This is a genomic window from Pseudomonas fildesensis (assembly GCF_001050345.1).
Lineage (GTDB): Bacteria > Pseudomonadota > Gammaproteobacteria > Pseudomonadales > Pseudomonadaceae > Aquipseudomonas > Aquipseudomonas fildesensis.
Genome location: NZ_LFMW01000013.1, coordinates 25,457 through 44,046 on the forward strand (window position 1 = coordinate 25,457; position 18,590 = coordinate 44,046).

16 protein-coding genes are annotated in these 18,590 nt (G+C 61.3%); 5 read left to right on the forward strand and 11 right to left on the reverse strand.

What is annotated here, in order from left to right; genetic code table 11:
* Positions 1–79: 79 nt before the first annotated feature.
* On the forward strand, positions 80–943 hold the full coding sequence (locus ACR52_RS19700) for a LysR family transcriptional regulator (protein WP_048728238.1): 864 nt from the start codon (positions 80–82) through the stop codon (positions 941–943).
* A 1-nt stretch (position 944) separates the two neighbouring features.
* Here the strand turns inward: ACR52_RS19700 and ACR52_RS19705 are convergent, their stop codons facing one another.
* Positions 945–1,904, reverse strand: a complete 960-nt coding sequence (locus ACR52_RS19705; protein WP_048728998.1) for a GlxA family transcriptional regulator — start codon at positions 1,902–1,904, stop codon at positions 945–947.
* A 107-nt stretch (positions 1,905–2,011) separates the two neighbouring features.
* On the opposite strand from ACR52_RS19705, the gene ACR52_RS19710 reads away from it, so the two are divergent.
* Positions 2,012–2,554, forward strand: coding sequence for a thioesterase family protein (locus tag ACR52_RS19710; protein ID WP_048728240.1), 543 nt, complete (start codon positions 2,012–2,014; stop codon positions 2,552–2,554).
* A gap of 6 nt (positions 2,555–2,560) precedes the next feature.
* Here ACR52_RS19710 and ACR52_RS19715 read toward each other — a convergent pair whose 3' ends face one another.
* The 7 genes from ACR52_RS19715 to ACR52_RS19745 all read right to left on the reverse strand — a co-directional run bounded on the left by ACR52_RS19715 (position 2,561) and on the right by ACR52_RS19745 (position 11,688).
* Positions 2,561–3,913, reverse strand: a complete 1,353-nt coding sequence (locus ACR52_RS19715) for a Fic family protein (protein ID WP_048728244.1) — start codon at positions 3,911–3,913, stop codon at positions 2,561–2,563.
* Between the two features lie 174 nt (positions 3,914–4,087).
* A complete protein-coding gene (locus ACR52_RS19720) occupies positions 4,088–6,361 on the reverse strand; it encodes a molybdopterin guanine dinucleotide-containing S/N-oxide reductase (RefSeq protein ID WP_048728247.1) in 2,274 nt (757 codons plus the stop codon).
* A 2-nt stretch (positions 6,362–6,363) separates the two neighbouring features.
* Positions 6,364–7,152 carry an ABC transporter ATP-binding protein gene (locus ACR52_RS19725; RefSeq protein ID WP_048728249.1) on the reverse strand — a complete coding sequence of 263 codons (789 nt, stop codon included), beginning with the start codon at positions 7,150–7,152 and terminating at the stop codon, positions 6,364–6,366.
* Positions 7,146–8,135 carry an ABC transporter permease gene (locus ACR52_RS19730; RefSeq protein WP_048728252.1) on the reverse strand — a complete coding sequence of 330 codons (990 nt, stop codon included), beginning with the start codon at positions 8,133–8,135 and terminating at the stop codon, positions 7,146–7,148. Before ACR52_RS19730 ends, ACR52_RS19725 begins: the two co-directional genes overlap by 7 nt.
* A complete protein-coding gene (locus ACR52_RS19735) occupies positions 8,122–9,189 on the reverse strand; it encodes an ABC transporter substrate-binding protein (protein ID WP_048728255.1) in 1,068 nt (355 codons plus the stop codon). The genes ACR52_RS19730 and ACR52_RS19735 overlap by 14 nt, the downstream gene beginning before the upstream one ends.
* 238 nt (positions 9,190–9,427) lie before the next feature.
* Entirely contained in the window at positions 9,428–10,753 is a 1,326-nt protein-coding gene (locus ACR52_RS19740) for an LLM class flavin-dependent oxidoreductase (protein WP_048728260.1), read from the reverse strand.
* Entirely contained in the window at positions 10,750–11,688 is a 939-nt protein-coding gene (locus tag ACR52_RS19745) for an aliphatic sulfonate ABC transporter substrate-binding protein (protein ID WP_048728263.1), read from the reverse strand. Before ACR52_RS19745 ends, ACR52_RS19740 begins: the two co-directional genes overlap by 4 nt.
* A gap of 198 nt (positions 11,689–11,886) precedes the next feature.
* Between ACR52_RS19745 and ACR52_RS19750 the strand changes: the two genes are divergently transcribed.
* Positions 11,887–12,831 carry an aliphatic sulfonate ABC transporter substrate-binding protein gene (locus tag ACR52_RS19750; RefSeq protein ID WP_048728266.1) on the forward strand — a complete coding sequence of 315 codons (945 nt, stop codon included), beginning with the start codon at positions 11,887–11,889 and terminating at the stop codon, positions 12,829–12,831.
* A 138-nt stretch (positions 12,832–12,969) separates the two neighbouring features.
* Here ACR52_RS19750 and ACR52_RS19755 read toward each other — a convergent pair whose 3' ends face one another.
* Genes ACR52_RS19755 through ACR52_RS19765 form a run of 3 tightly spaced genes read right to left on the reverse strand, consistent with a single transcriptional unit; the run spans position 12,970 to position 16,209 of the window.
* Entirely contained in the window at positions 12,970–14,445 is a 1,476-nt protein-coding gene (locus ACR52_RS19755) for an FGGY family carbohydrate kinase (RefSeq protein WP_048728268.1), read from the reverse strand.
* Between the two features lie 5 nt (positions 14,446–14,450).
* Positions 14,451–15,383: a transketolase family protein gene (locus ACR52_RS19760; RefSeq protein ID WP_048728272.1), complete on the reverse strand. Its 933-nt coding sequence runs from the start codon at positions 15,381–15,383 to the stop codon at positions 14,451–14,453.
* Positions 15,373–16,209, reverse strand: coding sequence for a transketolase (locus ACR52_RS19765; RefSeq protein ID WP_048728276.1), 837 nt, complete (start codon positions 16,207–16,209; stop codon positions 15,373–15,375). The genes ACR52_RS19760 and ACR52_RS19765 overlap by 11 nt, the downstream gene beginning before the upstream one ends.
* 387 nt (positions 16,210–16,596) lie before the next feature.
* On the opposite strand from ACR52_RS19765, the gene ACR52_RS19770 reads away from it, so the two are divergent.
* On the forward strand, positions 16,597–17,604 hold the full coding sequence (locus ACR52_RS19770) for an ABC transporter permease (protein WP_048728279.1): 1,008 nt from the start codon (positions 16,597–16,599) through the stop codon (positions 17,602–17,604).
* 50 nt (positions 17,605–17,654) lie between these two features.
* Positions 17,655–18,587, forward strand: coding sequence for a sugar ABC transporter substrate-binding protein (locus tag ACR52_RS19775; protein ID WP_048728283.1), 933 nt, complete (start codon positions 17,655–17,657; stop codon positions 18,585–18,587).
* The last annotated feature ends 3 nt before the right edge of the window (positions 18,588–18,590 follow it).

Here is an 18,590-nt window from a genome sequence, read left to right on the forward strand (position 1 = left end):
GGGAAGCGGCCATGGTAAAAGGACATCTTCAGTAGGAAAATTCCCCAACCCTTCCCAGCCTCCGTGCGGAAATTACCCGATGTTCGATTGGCAGGACCTGTATTACTTCACCGTATTGGCGCGCACCCAGTCGCTGTCGGCGGCCGCGCGCGAGCTGCAGGTGGAACACGCCACCGTGGGGCGTCGGGTTGATGCCTTGGAAAAAGCCCTCGGTGTGAAACTGGTGGACCGCCTGCCGCGCAGCCGGCCACTGACCGCCCAAGGCCTGGCGCTGGCCGAACTGGCGGCAGGCATGGGCGAAATGGCCACCGAAGTGATGCGCCTGTCGCGGGTCGCATCCATCGAACTCGCCGGCACCGTGCGCGTCAGTTGCCCGCCGTCCATCGCCAACCATTGCATCGCGCCCCATGTGGCGCGGTTACGCGCCCAGTACCCGCAGTTGAACCTGGTGCTGATGCCCTCCACCCAACTGGCGGCGCTGGACAAGGGCGAAGCCGATATCGCCCTGCGTACCGTGCGCCCTGACGAAGACGCATTGGTTCGCCGCAAGGTCGGTATGGTGCGTTTCGGCCTGTATGGCTCGCCCGCGTTCAAGCAACTGCCCGCCGCCCAATGGACGTTCATCGCCTATGACAGCAGCCGCGATCACTTGCCGCAGCAGGCATGGATGCACCAACTGCGCGGTCAACGCCCGATCGTGTTCGCCGCCAGTGAATTAATCACTCAGCAAATGGCGGCCAGGACCGAGGTCGGCGCGGTGGTATTGCCGACCCTGGTAGGTGATCACGATCCGCTGCTGGCCCGATTACCCACGGCCACCGAAGGTCCCGTACGCGATATCTGGCTCACGGTGTATCCGGATATACGTCGCTCACCGTCGGTGAAAGTGGTGATGGAGTTTTTGGTGGAGTGCATCGAAGCCGAGGCGCAGTTGCGCCGCTGAATCAGCCAAGGGTGGTTAAAAACTTCTTGCGATACGCCGCCGGCAGCATTCCAACACGCTGCTGGAACAGGCGGCGAAACGAGTTGCTGTCTTCATAACCCACCGCGTAGGTGATGCTTTCGAGGGTCATGCGCGTGGACTCGAGCAGCTGCTTGGCGCGCTCCAGACGCAGGGTTTGCACGTAGGCGATGGGCGTATAGCCGGTGGCCTCCTTGAAGCGCCGCTTGAAATTACGCACGCCAAAACCAAAACGCCCGGCCACCTCGTCAATCACCAGCGCCTGGGCAAAGTGCTGCTCCAGCCAGTGCTGCACCCGCAGGATCTCGCCGTCGCCGTGGCTCTTGGGCAGCGACCACATGGCGTACACCGACTGCTCGGTGCGCACGTTGTCAATCAACAGGTATTTGCCGCAGGTATGCGCCAGTTCCGGCGAGCCGAATCGGCGGATCAGGTGCAGCATCAAATCCATCGCCGCACTCGCGCCTCCACAGGTGATCACGCGGTTTTCTTCGCACAGAATCTGCGCGTCATCCAGGCTCACGTCCGCATAGCGCCGCCGAAAAAATTCAGCAAATGCCCAGTGAGTAGTCGCACGCAAGCCGTGCAACAAGCCCGTTTCAGCCAACAAAAAGGCCGCCGTGCACATCGAGGCCAGCACCGCTCCCTGTGCATGCTGTTCGCGCAACCAAGGGCCGTAAGCCGCAAACATCGGCAACGCCTCTTTCAAGGTAAAGAGGAAACCGGGGATCAGGATCAGGTCGGTCTGCCGGATCTGAGCTGTCGAGCGATCCACCTGTAAAGACTGTCCGCCCCAGGCGCTGACGACCTCGCCGTCGAGGGAAGCAACCTCGATCTCAAACGGCGGGCTGTCGGCAAACAGGTTGGCAGCGCAGAGCATCTCCAGGGCCAGTGTGGCGCTGGCGGCGGAGCATTGATCGGCCAGGAGCAAGGTAATGTGCATAAAGAAGCCTGCTTGCGCTTTTCGCATGTAATAAGTCATTTGCGCACCTACCTTAGCCGATTCCACGCCTTTACAGTGCTGCCACTGATCAACTGCGTGGCGTTCTTATGAATCTCTGGTTTCGATTGCTCTACATGCTCTGCCGTCGCCCTTGGCGCAAACCTGCGCATGGGCTGGATACCACGGTCGTGCGTATGCGGGTATGGCCGCTGGACCTGGATTTCAACCGGCATGTCACCAATGGCCGGTATTTCACCCTGGCGGATGTCGCACGCATGGATTTCGTCTTGCGCACTGGTGCCTTTCGCGTGGCCCTGCGCCACAAGGCACTGCCGATCGTGGGCGATACCTGGGGCAAGTTTCGACGGGAATTGAAGGTGTTCGAAGCGTTCGAAGTGCACACCCGCATGCTCGGCTGGGACGCCAAGTGGAGCCTGATGGAGCACCGTTTCGTCAGGAAGGGCCGCGTGGTCGGCGTGGTAGTGATGCGCGGGCTGTTTCGCTCAGCCAAGGGCACCCTGCCCCCGGCGGAGTTTGTGCGGGAACTGGGCCTGGCGGAAGAATCGCCGCCCATGCCGCAGTGGCTGGAGGACTGGGCGCGTAGTTGTGATGAAATGAGTGTGCAGTTGCGGGGGGAGGAGCAAGGTTGAAAACACTTAACCCGCAGGTGCGAGCTTCTCCAGATTGGCTTGCGCGTCATCTCTCGCAACGTAGAGAAACCCTTTGCCTTCCTGCACCTGGAACAGCACCTTCATGCTGACCAACTTCTCAAGATCCTTACGTGCGGTATTTTCCGAAATGTCATAGTCATGGGTGAGTTCCTTGGGCGTGAAAATACGACCCGGGTGATGGAGCACTTTTTTCAAAAAATGGCCCTGCCGATAATTCAGACCGTCTTTTAAATTGAGCGTGTCCAGCCAATTCGTCAGTTCGACGGCGTCGCGCTTTTTGTCTTCGAAATACTGCATGAATTCATGGGTAGCGCGCTCTATGACCCGGAGTTGGTAAATCACGAAATAGGTCAGATCGAAAGCATCCGTTTCCGTATGAATATATGACCGGCCGTATTGCATGGGCGCTTCTTTCAGCAGCGTACTGATCGAAATGTATTCAAAAGGCCAATAGCCACTTTTGAGCATGAACCAGTAGAACAAACAGCGTGCAGTCCGCCCGTTACCGTCCCTGAAGGGATGTTCATAACCCACCATGAAATGCAGGATAATGGCTTTGACTAAGGGGTGGATGAAGTGTCTGCCGCCCTGGCCATCATGTCGATCATTCACAAATTGACAGAGCGCCTCAAGCCTCGCCGGCAGCAGCAAGGCCTTGGGTGGTTGGTGCACGACTTCATCACCTGCCCCACCAACAAAAATGTCGTCATCTGCTCTGATGTGCCCCGGATGAACGTTCTCCTCATCGATGCTCGCGGTTGCAATACCGTGAAATTCACAGATCAACGCGACAGACAGACTTTCATCCTTGTTGTACTTGGCATGCTTCATCAGATGATAGTTATTAAGGATCATCCGCTCATCATCGCTTTGAGGCGTGCGCTCCTTGGCCAACATATCCTTGGCGACTTTACGCGTGGTCGCGGCGCCCTCCAATTGCGCACTGGAGATGGCCTCTTCCATCATCAGGGAATCAACCAGGTACTTGGTGTTATCGCGGTACTGGGGAGAAGATGCCGCTGCCCCACCCAATCTGGATGTGACCGACTCAACGCCGTGAATAACCGCATCACAAAAATCGGTGATGTATAAGAAAAACGGGCTGTTGCACTCACTGCGAAGTTCGAGGGTCTTACTCCCACAAGCCCGGGACATTTTGATTGCCGCCCACGCAGCCTCTTTATTCACACCCGGCGCGGGGTATCTACGAAACTCATCCCAATGCAGGTACCGCCCCTTGTCATCGACAGCCTTATAGGTATGTGCCAGCTCAAAAATCTCTAAACCATAGTGTTTGAGTAATACCCCGAATTCGGTGGGTTTCTGAATCTTCGCCATAACTGAAACTCAATTTATGAAAATTGAGTTGATCGTTGCGTGCATGCCTCGCAGTGTCAAGCCTTACTCGATTCGCCGTCGCGCGGTGGTCTGGGCGATCCCCAGCAAACGCGCGCGCCCGACAGGCTGCCGGTGCGCTGCATGCCTCCCGAAAGTCTGCGTGATCGTTAGCTCCTACAGGGTCATAGGGGGCGGATCAAAAGCGGTGATATCGGGCAAGGGTTGATCCCACTTTTCCACCTCCACCGTCGCCGTCTGCGCCGAGCAGCCCTGGGACAAACGCGAGGCGCCGACGTCGGCGGTGATCATGTTGGGGTTACCGTGTTTGTCGAGGCTGTTGGGCTCTCCCGGCGTCACCGGGTCAAACCAGGCGCCCGTCGCAATCTGCACCACACCTGGGCGGATATCCGCAGAGACGATCACCCCCGCGAGAAACGCACCCCGCTCGTTGAAGACCTTGACCACATCCCCATCGACTATCCCCCGCTCACGCGCGTCATCCACATTGATCGTCAGTGGTTCACGCTGCTGGACCTTCGAAGCACGGCTGTAGCTGCCATGGTCATACTGGCTGTGCAGCCGCGTCTTTGGCTGGTTGGATAACAGGTGCAAGGGCAATCCGGGCACCGGTTTGTCCAGCCACACCGGATGCCCCGGACAGTCGGCATAATCAAAGCTCGCAATGCGCTCGGAAAAAATCTCGATTCGCCCCGACGGCGTCGGCAGCGGGTGGGCGACCGGATCATCGCGAAACGCCTTGAGCAACACGGTATCGGTCTCGGGATACACGACTTCGAACAACCCGTCGCGCCAGAACGCATCGTAATCCGGCAGTTCGATCCCGTGCTCTTCCGCCCGCCCGCGCGACTCGTCGTAGATAAACCGCAGCCACTGCCCGGCATCGCGGCCTTCGGTGAAACTGTCGGCAAAGCCCAGCCGCGAGGCGACGCCAGCGAAGATCGCATAGTCATCCCGCGCCTGCCCCACGGGCGTGATGGCTTGCTGCATCGCCAGCATGAAACGGTCGGACGCCGAGCTGCCGATATCGTTGCGCTCCAGGGCGGTGGTGGCCGGTAGCACGATGTCCGAATACTTGGCCTGGGCGGTCCAGTACTGTTCGTGGACGATCAGGGTTTGCGGTTTTTTCCAGGCCTCGAGCAGGCGATTGAGGTCTTGGTGATGGTGGAAAATATTGCCGCCCGCCCAGTACACCAGGCGGATATCCGGGTACTGCTGGCGCTTGCCGTTGTAGTCGAACGTAGCGCCTGGGTTGAGCAGCATGTCGGTGACCCGCGCCACCGGGATAAACGCCTTGACCGGGTTGGCCCCCTGGGCAAAGCGTGGCCCGGAGAAGCTTTTGCGACCGCTGCCGGTGTTGTTCATGCAGCCATAGCCCAGGCCAAAACCACCGCCAGGCAAGCCGATCTGCCCAAGCAGCGCGGCCAGGGTCACGGTCATCCAGAACGGCTGTTCGCCGTGCACCGAGCGTTGCAGGGAATAAGCGATATTGATCATCGTGCGCTGGCGGCCCATGCGGCGGGCCAGGTCGGTGATCTGCTGCGCGGGGATATCGGTCAGTGCCTCGGCCCACGCAGGGTTTTTGGGCTGGCCGTCGACAGCGCCCAGCAGGTAATCGCGAAAGCGTTCATAGCCCACGGTGTAACGCTGGATAAACGCCTCGTTGTGCAGCCCTTCTGTTACCAGCACATAGGCCAACGCCAGCATCAAGGCGGTGTCGCTGCCAGGGCGAACCGGCAGCCATTGATTGAGCGTCGGGCCGCTGAGGTCGTCGCGCAACGGGCTGACGTTGACGAATTGCACACCGGCCTCAGACATCGCGTCCAGCGCGTCGCTCAACAGGTGATCACTGGCGCCGCCGGGGCTGGTCTGGGCGTTTTTTGCCGGCAAGCCGCCGAAGGCCACGAACAGCTCGCAATGCTGCGCGAGGTTTTTCCAGGAGGTGTGCGCCGCCAGCAGCCAATCCATATTGCCGACGATATGCGGCATCAACACGCGCCCGGCGCCGAGGCTGTAGCTGTCGGTGCTGGCGACGTAGCCGCCAAAGCCGTTGAGAAAACGGTGCAACTGGCTTTGTGCGTGATGAAAGCGCCCGGCGCTGCCCCAGCCGTAGCTGCCGCCGTAGATCGCCTGGTTGCCGTACTCGGCCTTGACCCTTTTCAGCTCACGCGCCACCAGGTCCAGCGCCACGTCCCAGGAAACTTCGACAAAGGGTTCCTTGCCACGCAGTTCCGGGTGCGATCCCGGCTCGGCCAGGTAACTGCGACGCACGGCGGGTCGCAAAATGCGCGTCGGCGAAGTAATCGCCTCGGGAATCGACGCGCCGATGGGCGAAGGGTCTTTGTCCCACTCCGCCGGGGTCATCGACACTAGCTTGCCGTCGACCACCTGCGGGCGGTAGGCGCCCCAATGCAATGATGTGAACGTCATGACTACCAGCTCTCTCCCAACCCCAGCAGGCCCAGTATCTGCCGCCGCAGGTCCACCAGATAAGGATCATCCCGGTGCCGAGGATACGGCCGATCGATGCTCAATTGCGCCTGTATTTTTGCCGGACGGTCGCTGAACACAATCACGCGGTTGGCCAGCAGCAAGGCTTCTTCCACATCGTGGGTCACCAGCAACGCCGTATAGCCCTGGCGCTGCCACAGGTCGATCAGCTCTTTTTGCATGGTGATGCGAGTCAGGGAATCGAGTTTGCCCAACGGCTCATCGAGGATCAGCAGCCGCGGTTGGTTGACCAGCGCACGGGCCAACGCCACGCGCTGCGCCATGCCGCCGGAGAGCTGCCTCGGATAGGCGCGAGCGAATGGGCTGAGGCCGACCTTGTCCAGGGCTTCGTCAACCCTGGCCGCGTGGGTCTTGAGCAGGCCCTGGGCTTCCAGGCCGAGGGCGACGTTGTCCCACACGCGGCGCCACGGGTAGAGCGTCGGGTCCTGGAACACCACTACGCGGCTTGGGTCGGGGCCGGTGATCGGCTCGCCATCCGCCAACAGTCGACCTGAATCAGCCGGTTCCAGCCCTGCTACCAGGCGCAGCAAGGTGGATTTGCCACACCCGGAGGGGCCGAGCAGCGCGACAAATTCCCCCGGTGCCACGTCCAGCGAAACCCGCTCCAGCACCGGCAGGTGCTGGCCGTCCAACGCAAAGCCGTGGCTGAGGTTTTCGATGCGCAGCGCCAATCCTGTTGAGGCTTCTGGTGCCTTTTCCAGGGCTACCATTTCATCGCTCCTTTCTGCCATGCCAGCAACCGGTCGCGCACCAGGAACAACCCGGTGATCAACCCCGAACACGCCAGCGCCATGATCAACAACGCCGCGTACATATTCGCGTAGGCGGCCCAGCCCTGCGCCCACTGCAGGTACCAGCCGATGCCGGATTTCACCCCCATCATTTCCGCCACCACCAGGGTCGAAAACGAAGCGCCCAAGCCCATGAACAGCCCGACGAACACATGGGGCAATGCGGCGGGGATCGCCACTTTGAAGATCAAAAAGCCCTGTTTGGCGCCAAGTGTGCGCGCCACGTCGTAATAAGCTTTATCGACACTGGCCACGCCGGACCACGTCAGCACCGTGACCGGGAACCAGGTGGCCAGGGCGATCAGGAACACGCTCGCGCTCCAGCTGCTGGGAAACAGGAAAAAACACAGCGGCAACAAGGCCGTCGACGGCACCGGGCCGAGGATGCGCAGCACCGGGTGCAGCCAGTAGCCGATGCGCGTCGACCAACCAATGGCGACGCCGGCGACAAACCCGGTGGCCGCGCCCAGCGCCACGCCCGAACCCAGCAGCAACGCCGAATGCAGCAGGCTGTCGGCCAGACGTGCGTAGTCTTCGATGTACACCGCCAGCAAGGCCTGGGGCGGTGCGAAAAACGGCACCGGCAACAGCGCGAGTTTGGCGGTGAGCAGCTCCCAAATAGCCAACAGCACCGGCAAGGCAATCAACCAGGGGCCGGCGTTGCGAAGGCGCTGGCCCAGGATGGAAAACCTGCGCCCCGCCACGCTCAGCACGATGAACACCACCGCCACGGCCACACACAGATTGGCCAAGCCCTGGGTCATCGGCCAGTTGCGCGTCGCGTTGGGCCAGTAGCTGATCAACAGTGCGACGGCCACCCAGGCCGCCACCACCGCTGCGCCCTGCCACCAGACCTTGAGTGTCAGGGGTGACGTCAGGGTTGTCGCGTCAGCTGAAGACATCGGCGGTGATCTCCTTGGCAAACTCCACCGGGTCGGTGCTTTTGCTGATGACCTCCACGGTTTTCAGGTCGGTGATGTAGGTGGTGATTTCTTTGGTCAGCGCTGCGCCGACGGCATGGTGGCCGTGGGTGTGATCGTGGAGGATCGCCTGTACTTCTTCGGTGGAGGTGTTCAGCGCATAAGCCTGGAAGCCCTTTGCGACTTCCTCGGGATGCTGCACGGAATAGTCATGGGCTTCGAGGATCGCCTGGGTCAGCGCCGCGACCACACGTTTGTCTTCGCGCACCAGTTTGCCGGTAACGCCGACCACGCAGCAGCTTAGGTTGGCGTATTCCTCGACCAGGTTGGTGGACAACTCCCGCGCCACACCAGACTTAATCAACCGGTACATGAACGGGTCACTGCCGCTCACCGCCTGCACTTCGCCGCGCTCCAGGGCAGTGCCCAGCAAGTCGGCCGGGTACAGGCGCCATTCCACATCGCGCACTGGGTCGACGCCGTGCTTTTTCAGCAGGATCGAGAAGAAATTGCGGTCCGGGCTGGCCATGTCGGTTACGCCGATCGTCTTGCCCTTGAGGTCTTCGAGTTTGCTCACACCGCCGTTCAACGCACTGAGCAAACGCAGGCAACCGCCATGGGTGCCTGCAGTGAGTTTCACATCAAAGCCCTGCTCCAGCGCCTTGAGCCAACGCAGGGCCATGCCCACACCGGCATCCGCCTTGCCGGTGGCGATGGCTTCGAGCAGCACCTCGGTGGAGTTGCCGAAGTTGACCAACTCGACGTCCAGGTTGTGCTTGGTGAAGAAGCCTTGGCCGTGGGCGATCACCACCGGGGCCAGGCAGACGGCGTTGAGGTTGACCGCCAGTTTCAACTTGCGCGGGGCGTCCAGCCGGATGAAGTCACCGGTGCCGGCGGGCTCCTGGGCCGTGTTGTGGCCGGCGTGTTCGTCGGCGGCGAAGGTCACGCCTGGCAGCGACATCAGCAGTGGGCTGGCCAGGGTGATGCCGGCCATGCCGAGCAAGCGGCGACGGGTTAAGTGATCGAAAGTAGCCATACGAAATGTCCCTTTAAAATTGATGTACTCAGCTCTAACTGCGGCGAGCGGGGCTGTCGTGGCGAGCGGGCTTGCCCCGCGTTGGGCTGCGAAGCGGCCCCAGAACAGTCACCGCAGTCTTTCAGACACATCGTGGCGGCAGGTTTTAGGGCTGCTTCGCAGCCCAACGCGGGGCAAGCCCGCTCGCCACAACAAGCCCGCTCGCCACGACAAGCCCGCTGACCACGTAGATAGCGTTTCAAGCCTCCAGATCAGCCAGCCCCAAATGCTCACGCAAGGTCGAGCCTTCATACGCTGTGCGGAACAACCCCTTGCGCTGCAAATGCGGAATCACGCTCTCGACAAACTCCGTAAACGACCCCGGCAAATACCCCGGCGAGATCACAAACCCATCACAACCGCCCTGCTCAAACAGTTCGGCCAATTGGTCGGCAATCTGCGCCCCGGTGCCCACCAGTTGCGGCACCCGCACGCTGCTGGAGAAGATGCGGCCGAGTTGTTCCAGGCTTATGTCGGGGCCTTGCATCAACAGTTTTTCGGCGGCCGCCGGGTGGATCAGCGGCGACCTGGCGACCTCGGCCAAGGTGGCGGATAGCGGAAATGGCGACAGATCGATATTCAATTGCGAGGCCAGTGTCACCAACCCCAATTCGGGTCGCGCCAGGGCGTTGTGCTGGTCGCGCTTGGCACGGGCTTCGGCTTCGCTGCCGCCAATGAACGGCATGATGGCCGTCAGCACCTTGCAACTGTCGGCATCGCGGCCTTGCTGCACCACCTGGGCGCGCACGTCATCGCGAAACGCGCGCATGGCCGCCAAGTGCGGGTGGATGGTGAAAATCGCCTCGGCCCAGCGAGCGCCAAACCGGCGTCCGCGCCCGGACGAACCGGCCTGGATCAACACCGGTCGGCCCTGAGGCGTGCGCGGAATATTCAGCGGGCCTTCGACGTTGAACCACTCGCCCTGGTGCTGCACCGAGCGGATCAAATCAGGGTCGGCCAACACGCCCCTTTCGCGATCCAGCTTGAGCGCATCCTTGCCCCAGCTATTCCAGAGTTTCAGCGCGACTTCGACAAACTCGTCGGCGCGGTCGTAGCGCAGGTCGTGTTCCAGGTGCTTGTCCTTGCCGAACAGGCGCCCTTCGCTGTCGTTCATCGACGTGACGATATTCCACGCCGCGCGGCCCTTGGACAGGTGGTCGAGGGTGGCGAATTCGCGGGCGATGTGCGCGGGTTCGTAATAGGTGGTGGACCGCGTCGCACCCAGGCCGAGCTTGGTGGTCTTGCCCACCAGGTAAGAGAGGATCGGCAACGGGTCGAGGCGCGTGGCGTCCTGGGCGCCGTAGCGCAAGGCGAATTCACGGGAGCCGCCCATTTGGTCGCCCACCGCCAGGCGATCGGCGAAGAACAGGAAGTCGAACAGCCCTTCTTCCACCACCTTGGCGACGCGTGAGTAGTACTCGGGGTCGAGGTAATTGCCGACCGTCTCAGGGTGGCGCCACACCGCATGGCTGTGCACCACCGGGCCACTCAGCAGGAAGGCCGACAGATGAATTTGGCGGCTCATGGTGTGGGCGTCCACACGGTGATGTCGCTGACCTTCAATACTTTGGGAATCAGCTTGGCCGCGTAGTAGGTGTCGGCAATGCGCTGCTGCTCGGCAAGGTTTTCCACCTTGACCGGGATGATGTCGTAGCTGCGTCGGCTATTGGCGCGCTCCACCGTGGCGGGAGGGATATTGCCCCACAGCGGGCCGAGAATTTCAGCAGCTTCCCTGGGATGGGCTTTGACCCATTGGCCGGTCTCGCGCAGGGTGTCGAAGGTGACTTGCAACACCTCCGGGTGGGCCTTGGCGAACTTCGTCGTGGCCAGGTAGAAGCGGTTGTAATTGGCCAGGCCGTCCTTGCCGTCGGCGATCACGCGCACATGATGTTCAAGTTGCTGGGTGGCGAGGAACGGGTCCCAGATTACCCAGGCGTCGACGCTGCCGTTGGCAAACGCCGCGCCACCGTCCGGCGCTTCAAGGTAGCGCGGGGTGATATCGGCCAGGGTCAGCCCGGCTTTTTTCAAGGCGGCGATCAGCAGGAAGTTGCTGCCCGAGCCTTTGGATACGGCGACGGTCTTGCCCTTGAGGTCGGCGATGCGGTGGATCGGTGACGTGTCCTGGACGATGATCGCCTGGGCGCCGGGCGATGAGTTTTCCTGAGCGTAATAGGTCAGCGGCGCATCGGCGGCCTGGGTGAACAGCGCAAAGGCGTCAGCCACATCGGCGTGCAAGTCGACACTGCCGGCGTTGAGTGAGCTGAGCAGGCCGGTGCTGAATTCATGCCAACTGACGGTGAAACCCAGAGGTTTCAGGCGTTGTTCGAGCTGGCCGTTTTGCTTGAGCAGAATCCACAAAGTGGAGGAGCGCTGGTAGCTGATATCGAGGGTTTGCTCGGCCTGGGCCGCCGCTGCAACAAGCAGCAGGCTGGTGGCGGCGATAAGTTTTTTCAGCGTCATGAAAGGCCTTGGCGTGGGATATAAATATTTTTTGATTATATTAATGACGAGTAATTATGAAAGAACCATATAATTCTATGGTTATGCCAGTTTCGCCGAAACGCTAAAAAAGCACCCTAAGCTCAGATCGAAAGAGTATTTATCGAATGGTTTTTAGATCATTAAGCTTGGGATTATTTCGTTGAGATCGAGCGCGCCATGTCTATTCGTCGTCCCCTCGCCGCCGTCATCGGGCTATTGGCCTTTTCCCTGACGGTGAGTGCCCAGGCTCAGGAAACCGTACGTATCGGTTACCAGAAGTCCTCGACCCTGATCACCCTGCTGAAAACCCAGGGCACCCTGGAAAAGGCCCTCAAGGCCGACAATATCGACGTCAGCTGGCATGAGTTTCCCAGTGGCCTGCCGCTGCTGGAGGCGCTGAACGTGGGCAACGTGGATATCAGCGCCGATGTGGCCGACACCGTGCCGATCTTCGCCCAGGCCGCCCAGGCCAAACTCACTTACTTCGCCCAGGAAGCGCCTTCGCCGTCGGCCCAGGCCATCGTGGTGCGCAAGGACTCGCCGATTCAAAAACTGGGGGATTTGAAAGGCAAGAAAATCGCCGTGACCAAGGCCGCCGGCGCTCACTATCTGTTGATCGCCGCACTGAACAAGGCCGGCCTGGCGTTCTCGGATATCGAGCCTGCTTACCTGTCCCCTGCCGATGGCCGCGCCGCATTTGAAAACAACAAGGTCGACGCCTGGGTCACCTGGGAACCGTTCCTCACTGGCGTGCAGCGCCAACTGCCGACGCGCACCCTGGCGGACGGCGCGGGCCTGGCCAGCTACAAGCGTTACTACCTGACCGGCACGCCCTACGCAAAGGCGCACCCCGAGGTGTTGAAGCGGGTGTATGAGCAGCTGGAGAAAGCGGGAAAATGGGTGAAAGCCAACCCGCAGGACGCGGCCAGAGTGCTCGGCCCGCTGTGGGGTAACCTGGATGTGGCGACGGTTGAGGCCGCCAACGCGCACCGCAGTTATCAGGTGCAGCCGGTGACAGTTGATCAGTTGGGCGAGCAGCAGAAGATTGCGGACGCGTTCTTCAAGGAGGGGTTGTTGCCCAAGGCGGTGGATGCGAAGGATGTCGACACCTGGAAGCCGTAACTAACGGCTCGTTCCCACTCTGCGTGGGAATGCATCGCGTAACGCCCTGCGTCACCACTTCGCAGGGCTGAAGTCTGGCGTTGGTTCGCGGGACGCGGAGCGTCCCAGGATGCATTCCCACGCGGAGCGTGGGAACGATCAATACAGGGTGCGGGCCAGGGCTTTTTTCCATGCTTCATAACGACCCGCCATCGCCGGATCATTTACCGGTTCAAATCGCTCACGCTGACGTTCCAATTGCACGAGTGCCTCATCATCAGACCAAACCCCCAACGCCCTCCCCGCCAAATGCGCAGCCCCCAACGCTGACACCTCCGGCGACAGGCTGCGCACCACCGGGCGTTGCAGCAGGTTGGCCAGAAACTGCATCAACCAGCGGTTACGCGTCGCGCCGCCATCCACCCACAGTTCCTTCAATGGGCTGCCAATGTCCTGCTGCATCGCCTCAAACACATCACGAATCTGATAGCCGATGGACTCCAGTGACGCGCGCAGGATATGCGCACCGGACGTGGCTTCAGTGAGCCCGCAGATCAAACCGCGCGCATCGGCCTTCCAGTGCGGCGCCCCCAGCCCGGACAGCGCCGGTACAAAGTACACGCCGCCATTATCCGGCAGTTGCGCGGCCTGTTCGGTCAGGGCATCCAGGGATTCCCCCGCTACCAGCCGCGAGGCCCACTGCACGGCGGCGCCGGTGTGGACGATATTGCCTTCCATGCCGAACGTGGGTTTGCCGCCGTCATGCCAGGCCAGGGTGGTCGACAGGCCGTGGGTTGAAGCAATCGGGCCGCTCATGGGGGTCATCAAGGATGAGCCGGTGCCAAGGGTCGCCTTGACCAGCCCGGGGGCGAAACCGCCCTGCCCGTACAGCGCCGCATGGGAGTCGCCGATCATCGACATCACCGGGATACCGGCGGGCAAGCTGCCCACGGCGACGGTCTCGGCGAAGAAGCCGGCGCTGGGCTGGATCGGTGCCAGTGCTGCCAACGGAATCGCGAACAGATCCAACAGTTCAGGATCCCAGGCGCAGGTGTGCAGGTTGAACAATTGGGTGCGCGCAGCGTTGGAATGGTCGGTGGCGAACACCTGGCCGCCACTGAGTTTCCACAGCAGCCAGCTGTCGACCGTGCCCAGGCAGATGTCACCGGCTGCGGCACGGGCGTGACCGTTGTCCAGGTTGTCGAGAATCCAACGCAATTTACCGGCGGAAAACATCGGGTCGAGCGCCAGCCCGGTCTTTTCCAGGATCAGCGCTTCATGACCCTGCTCATGCAGTTGCGTGCACAGCGCCGTGGAGCGTCGGCATTGCCAGCTGATGCACGGCGACAAAGGCTCGCCGGTATGGCGATCCCAGGCCACCACCGATTCACGCTGGTTGCTGATGGCCAGCGCGGTGATCGGGCGATCCACCTGGGCCAGGCATTCTTCAATCGCGGCCAGGGTGTTCTGCCAGATCAGCAGCGGGTCCTGCTCGGAAAAACCGGTGCGCGGATGACTGATGCTCAACGGTCGCGAGCCCCGGGCGATCACCTGCCCGAGTTCGTTGACCAGCACCGCCTTGGCGTTGCTGGTGCCTTCATCTATCGCCAGGATCAGCGGAGTGTTGTTAGTCATCGCATTCACCGCAACCGAGTGGCAGCCGCCACAATCCCAGCCGCGTCGATGTTATGCAAGGCGCGGGTCGGTTCACGTGCGCCGGCGGCGGCATATTCGCCATCGCCGATGCCCAGGCGGATCAGGCGGATACCCAGCCCGGCCTCGGCCAGCACTTCGGCAACGATGCTGCCGACACCGCCGTTGATGTTGTGTTCTTCGACGCTGATCACTGTGCGCGTGCCGCTCAGGGCGCTGAGCAATACATCACGCTGCAACGGCCGGATCGACGAGAGGTTGATCACTTGTGCCTGGACGCCCTGCTCCGCGAGCAACCGCGCCGCCTCCACCGCTTCATGCGCCACCGAGCCGAGCGCGACGATGCTCACGTCCGCGCCCTGGCGCAGGATATCCACCTGGCCGGGTTTGAATTGATAGTCGCCAGCGTGCACATCGGGCAAGGCTTTACCGTCGAGGCGGATGTACACCGGGCCGTGATAGCGCAGCGCGTAATCGACGATTTGCCGACACTCAAAGGCATCCGCCGGGGCGAAAATCTGCACATTGCCAAAGCCGCGCATCACCGAAATATCATCGATGCTGTGATGGGTGCTGGCGAGCGGACCGTAGCTGGCGCCGGCATTCAGGCCGAACATTTTGACGTTGGCCTGGTTGTAGCAGACGTCGACCTTGATCTGCTCGTTGGCCCGCGAGATCAGAAACGGTGCCGCATTGCAGGTGGCCGCGATCTTGCCGCCCAGGGCCAGGCCCGCCGCGACGCTGACCAGTGACTGTTCGGCAATACCGACGTTGATCAGCCGCTCGGGAAAGCGCTGGGCAAACGGGCCGATCTTGGCCGTGGAGGTGGAATCGCTGACCACCGGCACCACGTCCAGCCCGGCGTCGACTGCAGCAATAAAAGCTTCCACCATGACGCTCGCCAAATGTTCACTCGCCATGGTTCAACTCCTCCAGTGCTGCGTTGATTTCGTCACCCTTGGGTACACGGTGGTGCCATTCGGGGCGGGCTTCGATAAACGACACGCCCTTGCCTTTGATGGTGTGCGCGATCAGCACCTGGGGCTTGCCGGTTTTGGCCTGCATGGTCTCCAGGGCTTCGATCAACTGGCCCACGTCGTTGCCGTTGCACTCGCTGACGCTGAAGCCGAAGGCGGCCCATTTCACATCCAGCGGGTCGAGCGGCATGATCTCGGCGGTCAGGCCGGCCAGTTGCAGCTTGTTCTTGTCGACGATCACAAACAGGTTGTCGAGGCCGTACTTGGCCGCCGCCATCGCCGCTTCCCAGTTGGAGCCTTCGGCCAGCTCACCGTCGCCGGTCAGCACGTAGATGCGTTTTTTGCTGCCGGACATTTTTGCCGCCAGCGCCAGCCCTACCGCCACGGGCAAACCATGACCGAGGGCGCCGGTGTTCAGCTCGATGCCGGGGGTTTTCTGGCGCACCGGGTGGCCGGGCAGATGGGAATTGAAGTGCTGGTACGTCGGCAGCCATTCAGTCGGGATGTAGCCCGCCTGCGCCAGGCAGCAATACAAACCGCCGACGCCATGGCCCTTGCTTTGGATATAGATATCGCGCTCAGGGTCTTCGGTGCGTTCCGGGCCGGTATTGAGGATGCGGAAATACAGGGTGGCGAGGATGTCGGTTTCCGACAGGTCGGCCCCGGTATGCCCGCCCGCCGGTGAGTCGGCATTCAGACGGATCACGTGGCGCCGGATCAGGCGGGCCTGTTCTTTGATCTGGTGGGCGTCGTACTGGAAGGCATTCATGCAGCGGCTCCTGTGGGCTGACCACGCGAGGTATGCATTGGGGATATGCATTGGAGATAAAAGTGTCGAAAGCTGCATTTGAATATTTATTCAGCAGTGACAATATATTTCTATTTAGACGCCGAACGCTCATCAGGTCAAGTGAGCACGCTGCGGAAAAATGAAATAAACCTCGGAAATACCCCGCGGACAAACGGCAAAAATCCTACACGGACTACTCTAGCCCGTGGCTTTGCGGCTTAAAAAATCTGCGGTTTAGCGGTATACATGAAAAATTAAGCGCTTGACTTTGACACGGTGTCACTGGAATCTGAATTAACAGTCAGGCACGCATAAATATTCAGCGCACCTGAAAGCACTCCAAAAAAAATAAATCAGGAGAACACTGTGGACACCAAAGCTATTGTCCAGCATCCGGCCGAACTCAAGCCGCCCCACCGCCCACGGCTGGTGAAACTGCTCCCCAGCAATATCGGCGGCCCGCTGATCGGCCTTGTGCTGCTGGTGCTGGTTTTCTCCTTCAGTTCCGAATTCTTCTTCTCTTTGCGCAATGGCCTGAACATTCTTGATCAGGTCACCGTGCTGGGCATCCTCGCGATTGGCATGACGGCGGTGATCGTGATCGGCGGCATCGATCTGTCGGTCGGCTCGGTGCTGGCCTTCTCGATGATGATGCTCGGCTGGCTGTATCAGGATCAGGCGGTGCCGCTGGGTTTCGCGATTCCTGTCTCGATTGCCACCGGCATGCTGGCCGGGCTGGTGTCCGGCGGGTTGATCACCTATGCCAAGCTGCCGCCCTTTATTGCCACGCTGACCATGATGTCGGTGGCCCGGGGCCTGGCGAACATTCTCACCGAAGGCCGGCAGATCGTCGGCTACCCGGACTGGTTCACCAGCCTGGCCACGGTGCGTCACTTCGGTTTTCTCTCGGCCACCGTCGGTTTGTTCCTGGTGATGCTGGTAGTGGCCTGGGTATTCCTGCGCTTTCGGGCCGGCGGGCGCAACCTCTACGCCATGGGCGGCAGCCCGGAAGTAGCGCGCCTGTCCGGCATCAAGGTGCGCGCGATCACCCTGTGGGTGTACGCCATCAGCGGAGCGTTGGCCGGCATCGCCGCCGTGACCCTCGCCGCGCGCCTCGACTCTTCCCAACCCAGCGCCGGCCTGAGCCTGGAACTGGATGCCATTGCCGCCGTGGTGATTGGCGGTGCCAGCCTCAGCGGCGGCGTCGGCAGCATCGGCGGCACGCTGGTCGGTGTGCTGATCATTGGCGTGTTGCGCAATGGCCTCAACCTGCTTGGCGTCTCGCCCTTCATTCAACAAGTGGTGATCGGCGTGGTCATCGCCCTTGCCGTCACCATCGATACCTTGCGACGCCGCTCCAGCACTGCCCGTTAAACCTGTTCGACAGTTGACACCCTCCAACAATAAAACCAGGAGTCACCGACATGTTCAGCCCCAAGAAACTGCTGTTGGCCACCGCTCTCGCTGCCGCCACACTCACCGCCGCCGGCACCACCTGGGCCAAGGACCTGACCATCGGCCTCGCCGTGGCCAACCTGCAGGCCGACTTTTTCAACCAGATCAAGCAATCAGTGGAAGCCGAGGGCAAGGCCAAGGGGATCAAAGTGATCACCGTGGACGCCCAGGGCAACTCGTCGACCCAGGTCAGCCAGATTGAAGACCTGATCACCCGCCAGATCGACGTGCTGATCTACATCCCGGCCGGTGCCACCGCCGCCGGTGTGCCGGTGAAAGCCGCCAAGGCCGCGGGCATCCCGGTGATCGCCGTCGACCGCAACGCCCCCGATGCACCGGGCGACACCTTTATCGCCAGCGACAGCGTGGCCGGCGCCAAGACCCTGGCCGAATACGTCGGCAAGATTACCGACGGCAAAGGCCGCATCGCGATCCTGCAAGGCCAGCTCGGCACCACGCCGGAGAACGATCGCGCCAAGGGTTTCGAAGCGGGATTGAAAGCCTTCCCGGACCTCAAGGTCGTCGCCCAGCAACCGGCCGAATGGGCGCAGGACAAAGGCTTCGCCGTGGCCCAGGACCTGCTCCAGCGTGACCCGAATATCACCGTCTTCTTCGGCCGTGCCGATGCCATGGCGTTGGGCGCTGCGCAGGCAGTCAAGGTCGGCAACCTCGATCACAAGGTGGTGGTGGTTGGTTTCGACGGCGACGTGGCCGGACTCAAGGCCGTCCAAAGCGGCGTGCTGAATGCAACCATGACCCAACAGACCCAGAAAATGGGCCGCCTGGCCGTGGCCTCGGCGATTGACCTGAAAGCCGGCAAGGCCGTGCCCAAGGAACAATTGCTGCCGACCGTGCTGACCACCAAAGAAAACGTCGCGCCGTTCCTGCAACAGCACCCGTAAGCC

Coding starts and splice junctions, on each gene's coding strand:
- ACR52_RS19700 (WP_048728238.1), top strand. CDS start 80: ATGTTCGATTGGCAGGACCTGTATTACTTCACCGTATTGGCGCGCACC.
- ACR52_RS19705 (WP_048728998.1), bottom strand. CDS start 1,904: ATGCACATTACCTTGCTCCTGGCCGATCAATGCTCCGCCGCCAGCGCC.
- ACR52_RS19710 (WP_048728240.1), top strand. CDS start 2,012: ATGAATCTCTGGTTTCGATTGCTCTACATGCTCTGCCGTCGCCCTTGG.
- ACR52_RS19715 (WP_048728244.1), bottom strand. CDS start 3,913: ATGGCGAAGATTCAGAAACCCACCGAATTCGGGGTATTACTCAAACAC.
- ACR52_RS19720 (WP_048728247.1), bottom strand. CDS start 6,361: ATGACGTTCACATCATTGCATTGGGGCGCCTACCGCCCGCAGGTGGTC.
- ACR52_RS19725 (WP_048728249.1), bottom strand. CDS start 7,152: ATGGTAGCCCTGGAAAAGGCACCAGAAGCCTCAACAGGATTGGCGCTG.
- ACR52_RS19730 (WP_048728252.1), bottom strand. CDS start 8,135: ATGTCTTCAGCTGACGCGACAACCCTGACGTCACCCCTGACACTCAAG.
- ACR52_RS19735 (WP_048728255.1), bottom strand. CDS start 9,189: ATGGCTACTTTCGATCACTTAACCCGTCGCCGCTTGCTCGGCATGGCC.
- ACR52_RS19740 (WP_048728260.1), bottom strand. CDS start 10,753: ATGAGCCGCCAAATTCATCTGTCGGCCTTCCTGCTGAGTGGCCCGGTG.
- ACR52_RS19745 (WP_048728263.1), bottom strand. CDS start 11,688: ATGACGCTGAAAAAACTTATCGCCGCCACCAGCCTGCTGCTTGTTGCA.
- ACR52_RS19750 (WP_048728266.1), top strand. CDS start 11,887: ATGTCTATTCGTCGTCCCCTCGCCGCCGTCATCGGGCTATTGGCCTTT.
- ACR52_RS19755 (WP_048728268.1), bottom strand. CDS start 14,445: ATGACTAACAACACTCCGCTGATCCTGGCGATAGATGAAGGCACCAGC.
- ACR52_RS19760 (WP_048728272.1), bottom strand. CDS start 15,383: ATGGCGAGTGAACATTTGGCGAGCGTCATGGTGGAAGCTTTTATTGCT.
- ACR52_RS19765 (WP_048728276.1), bottom strand. CDS start 16,209: ATGAATGCCTTCCAGTACGACGCCCACCAGATCAAAGAACAGGCCCGC.
- ACR52_RS19775 (WP_048728283.1), top strand. CDS start 17,655: ATGTTCAGCCCCAAGAAACTGCTGTTGGCCACCGCTCTCGCTGCCGCC.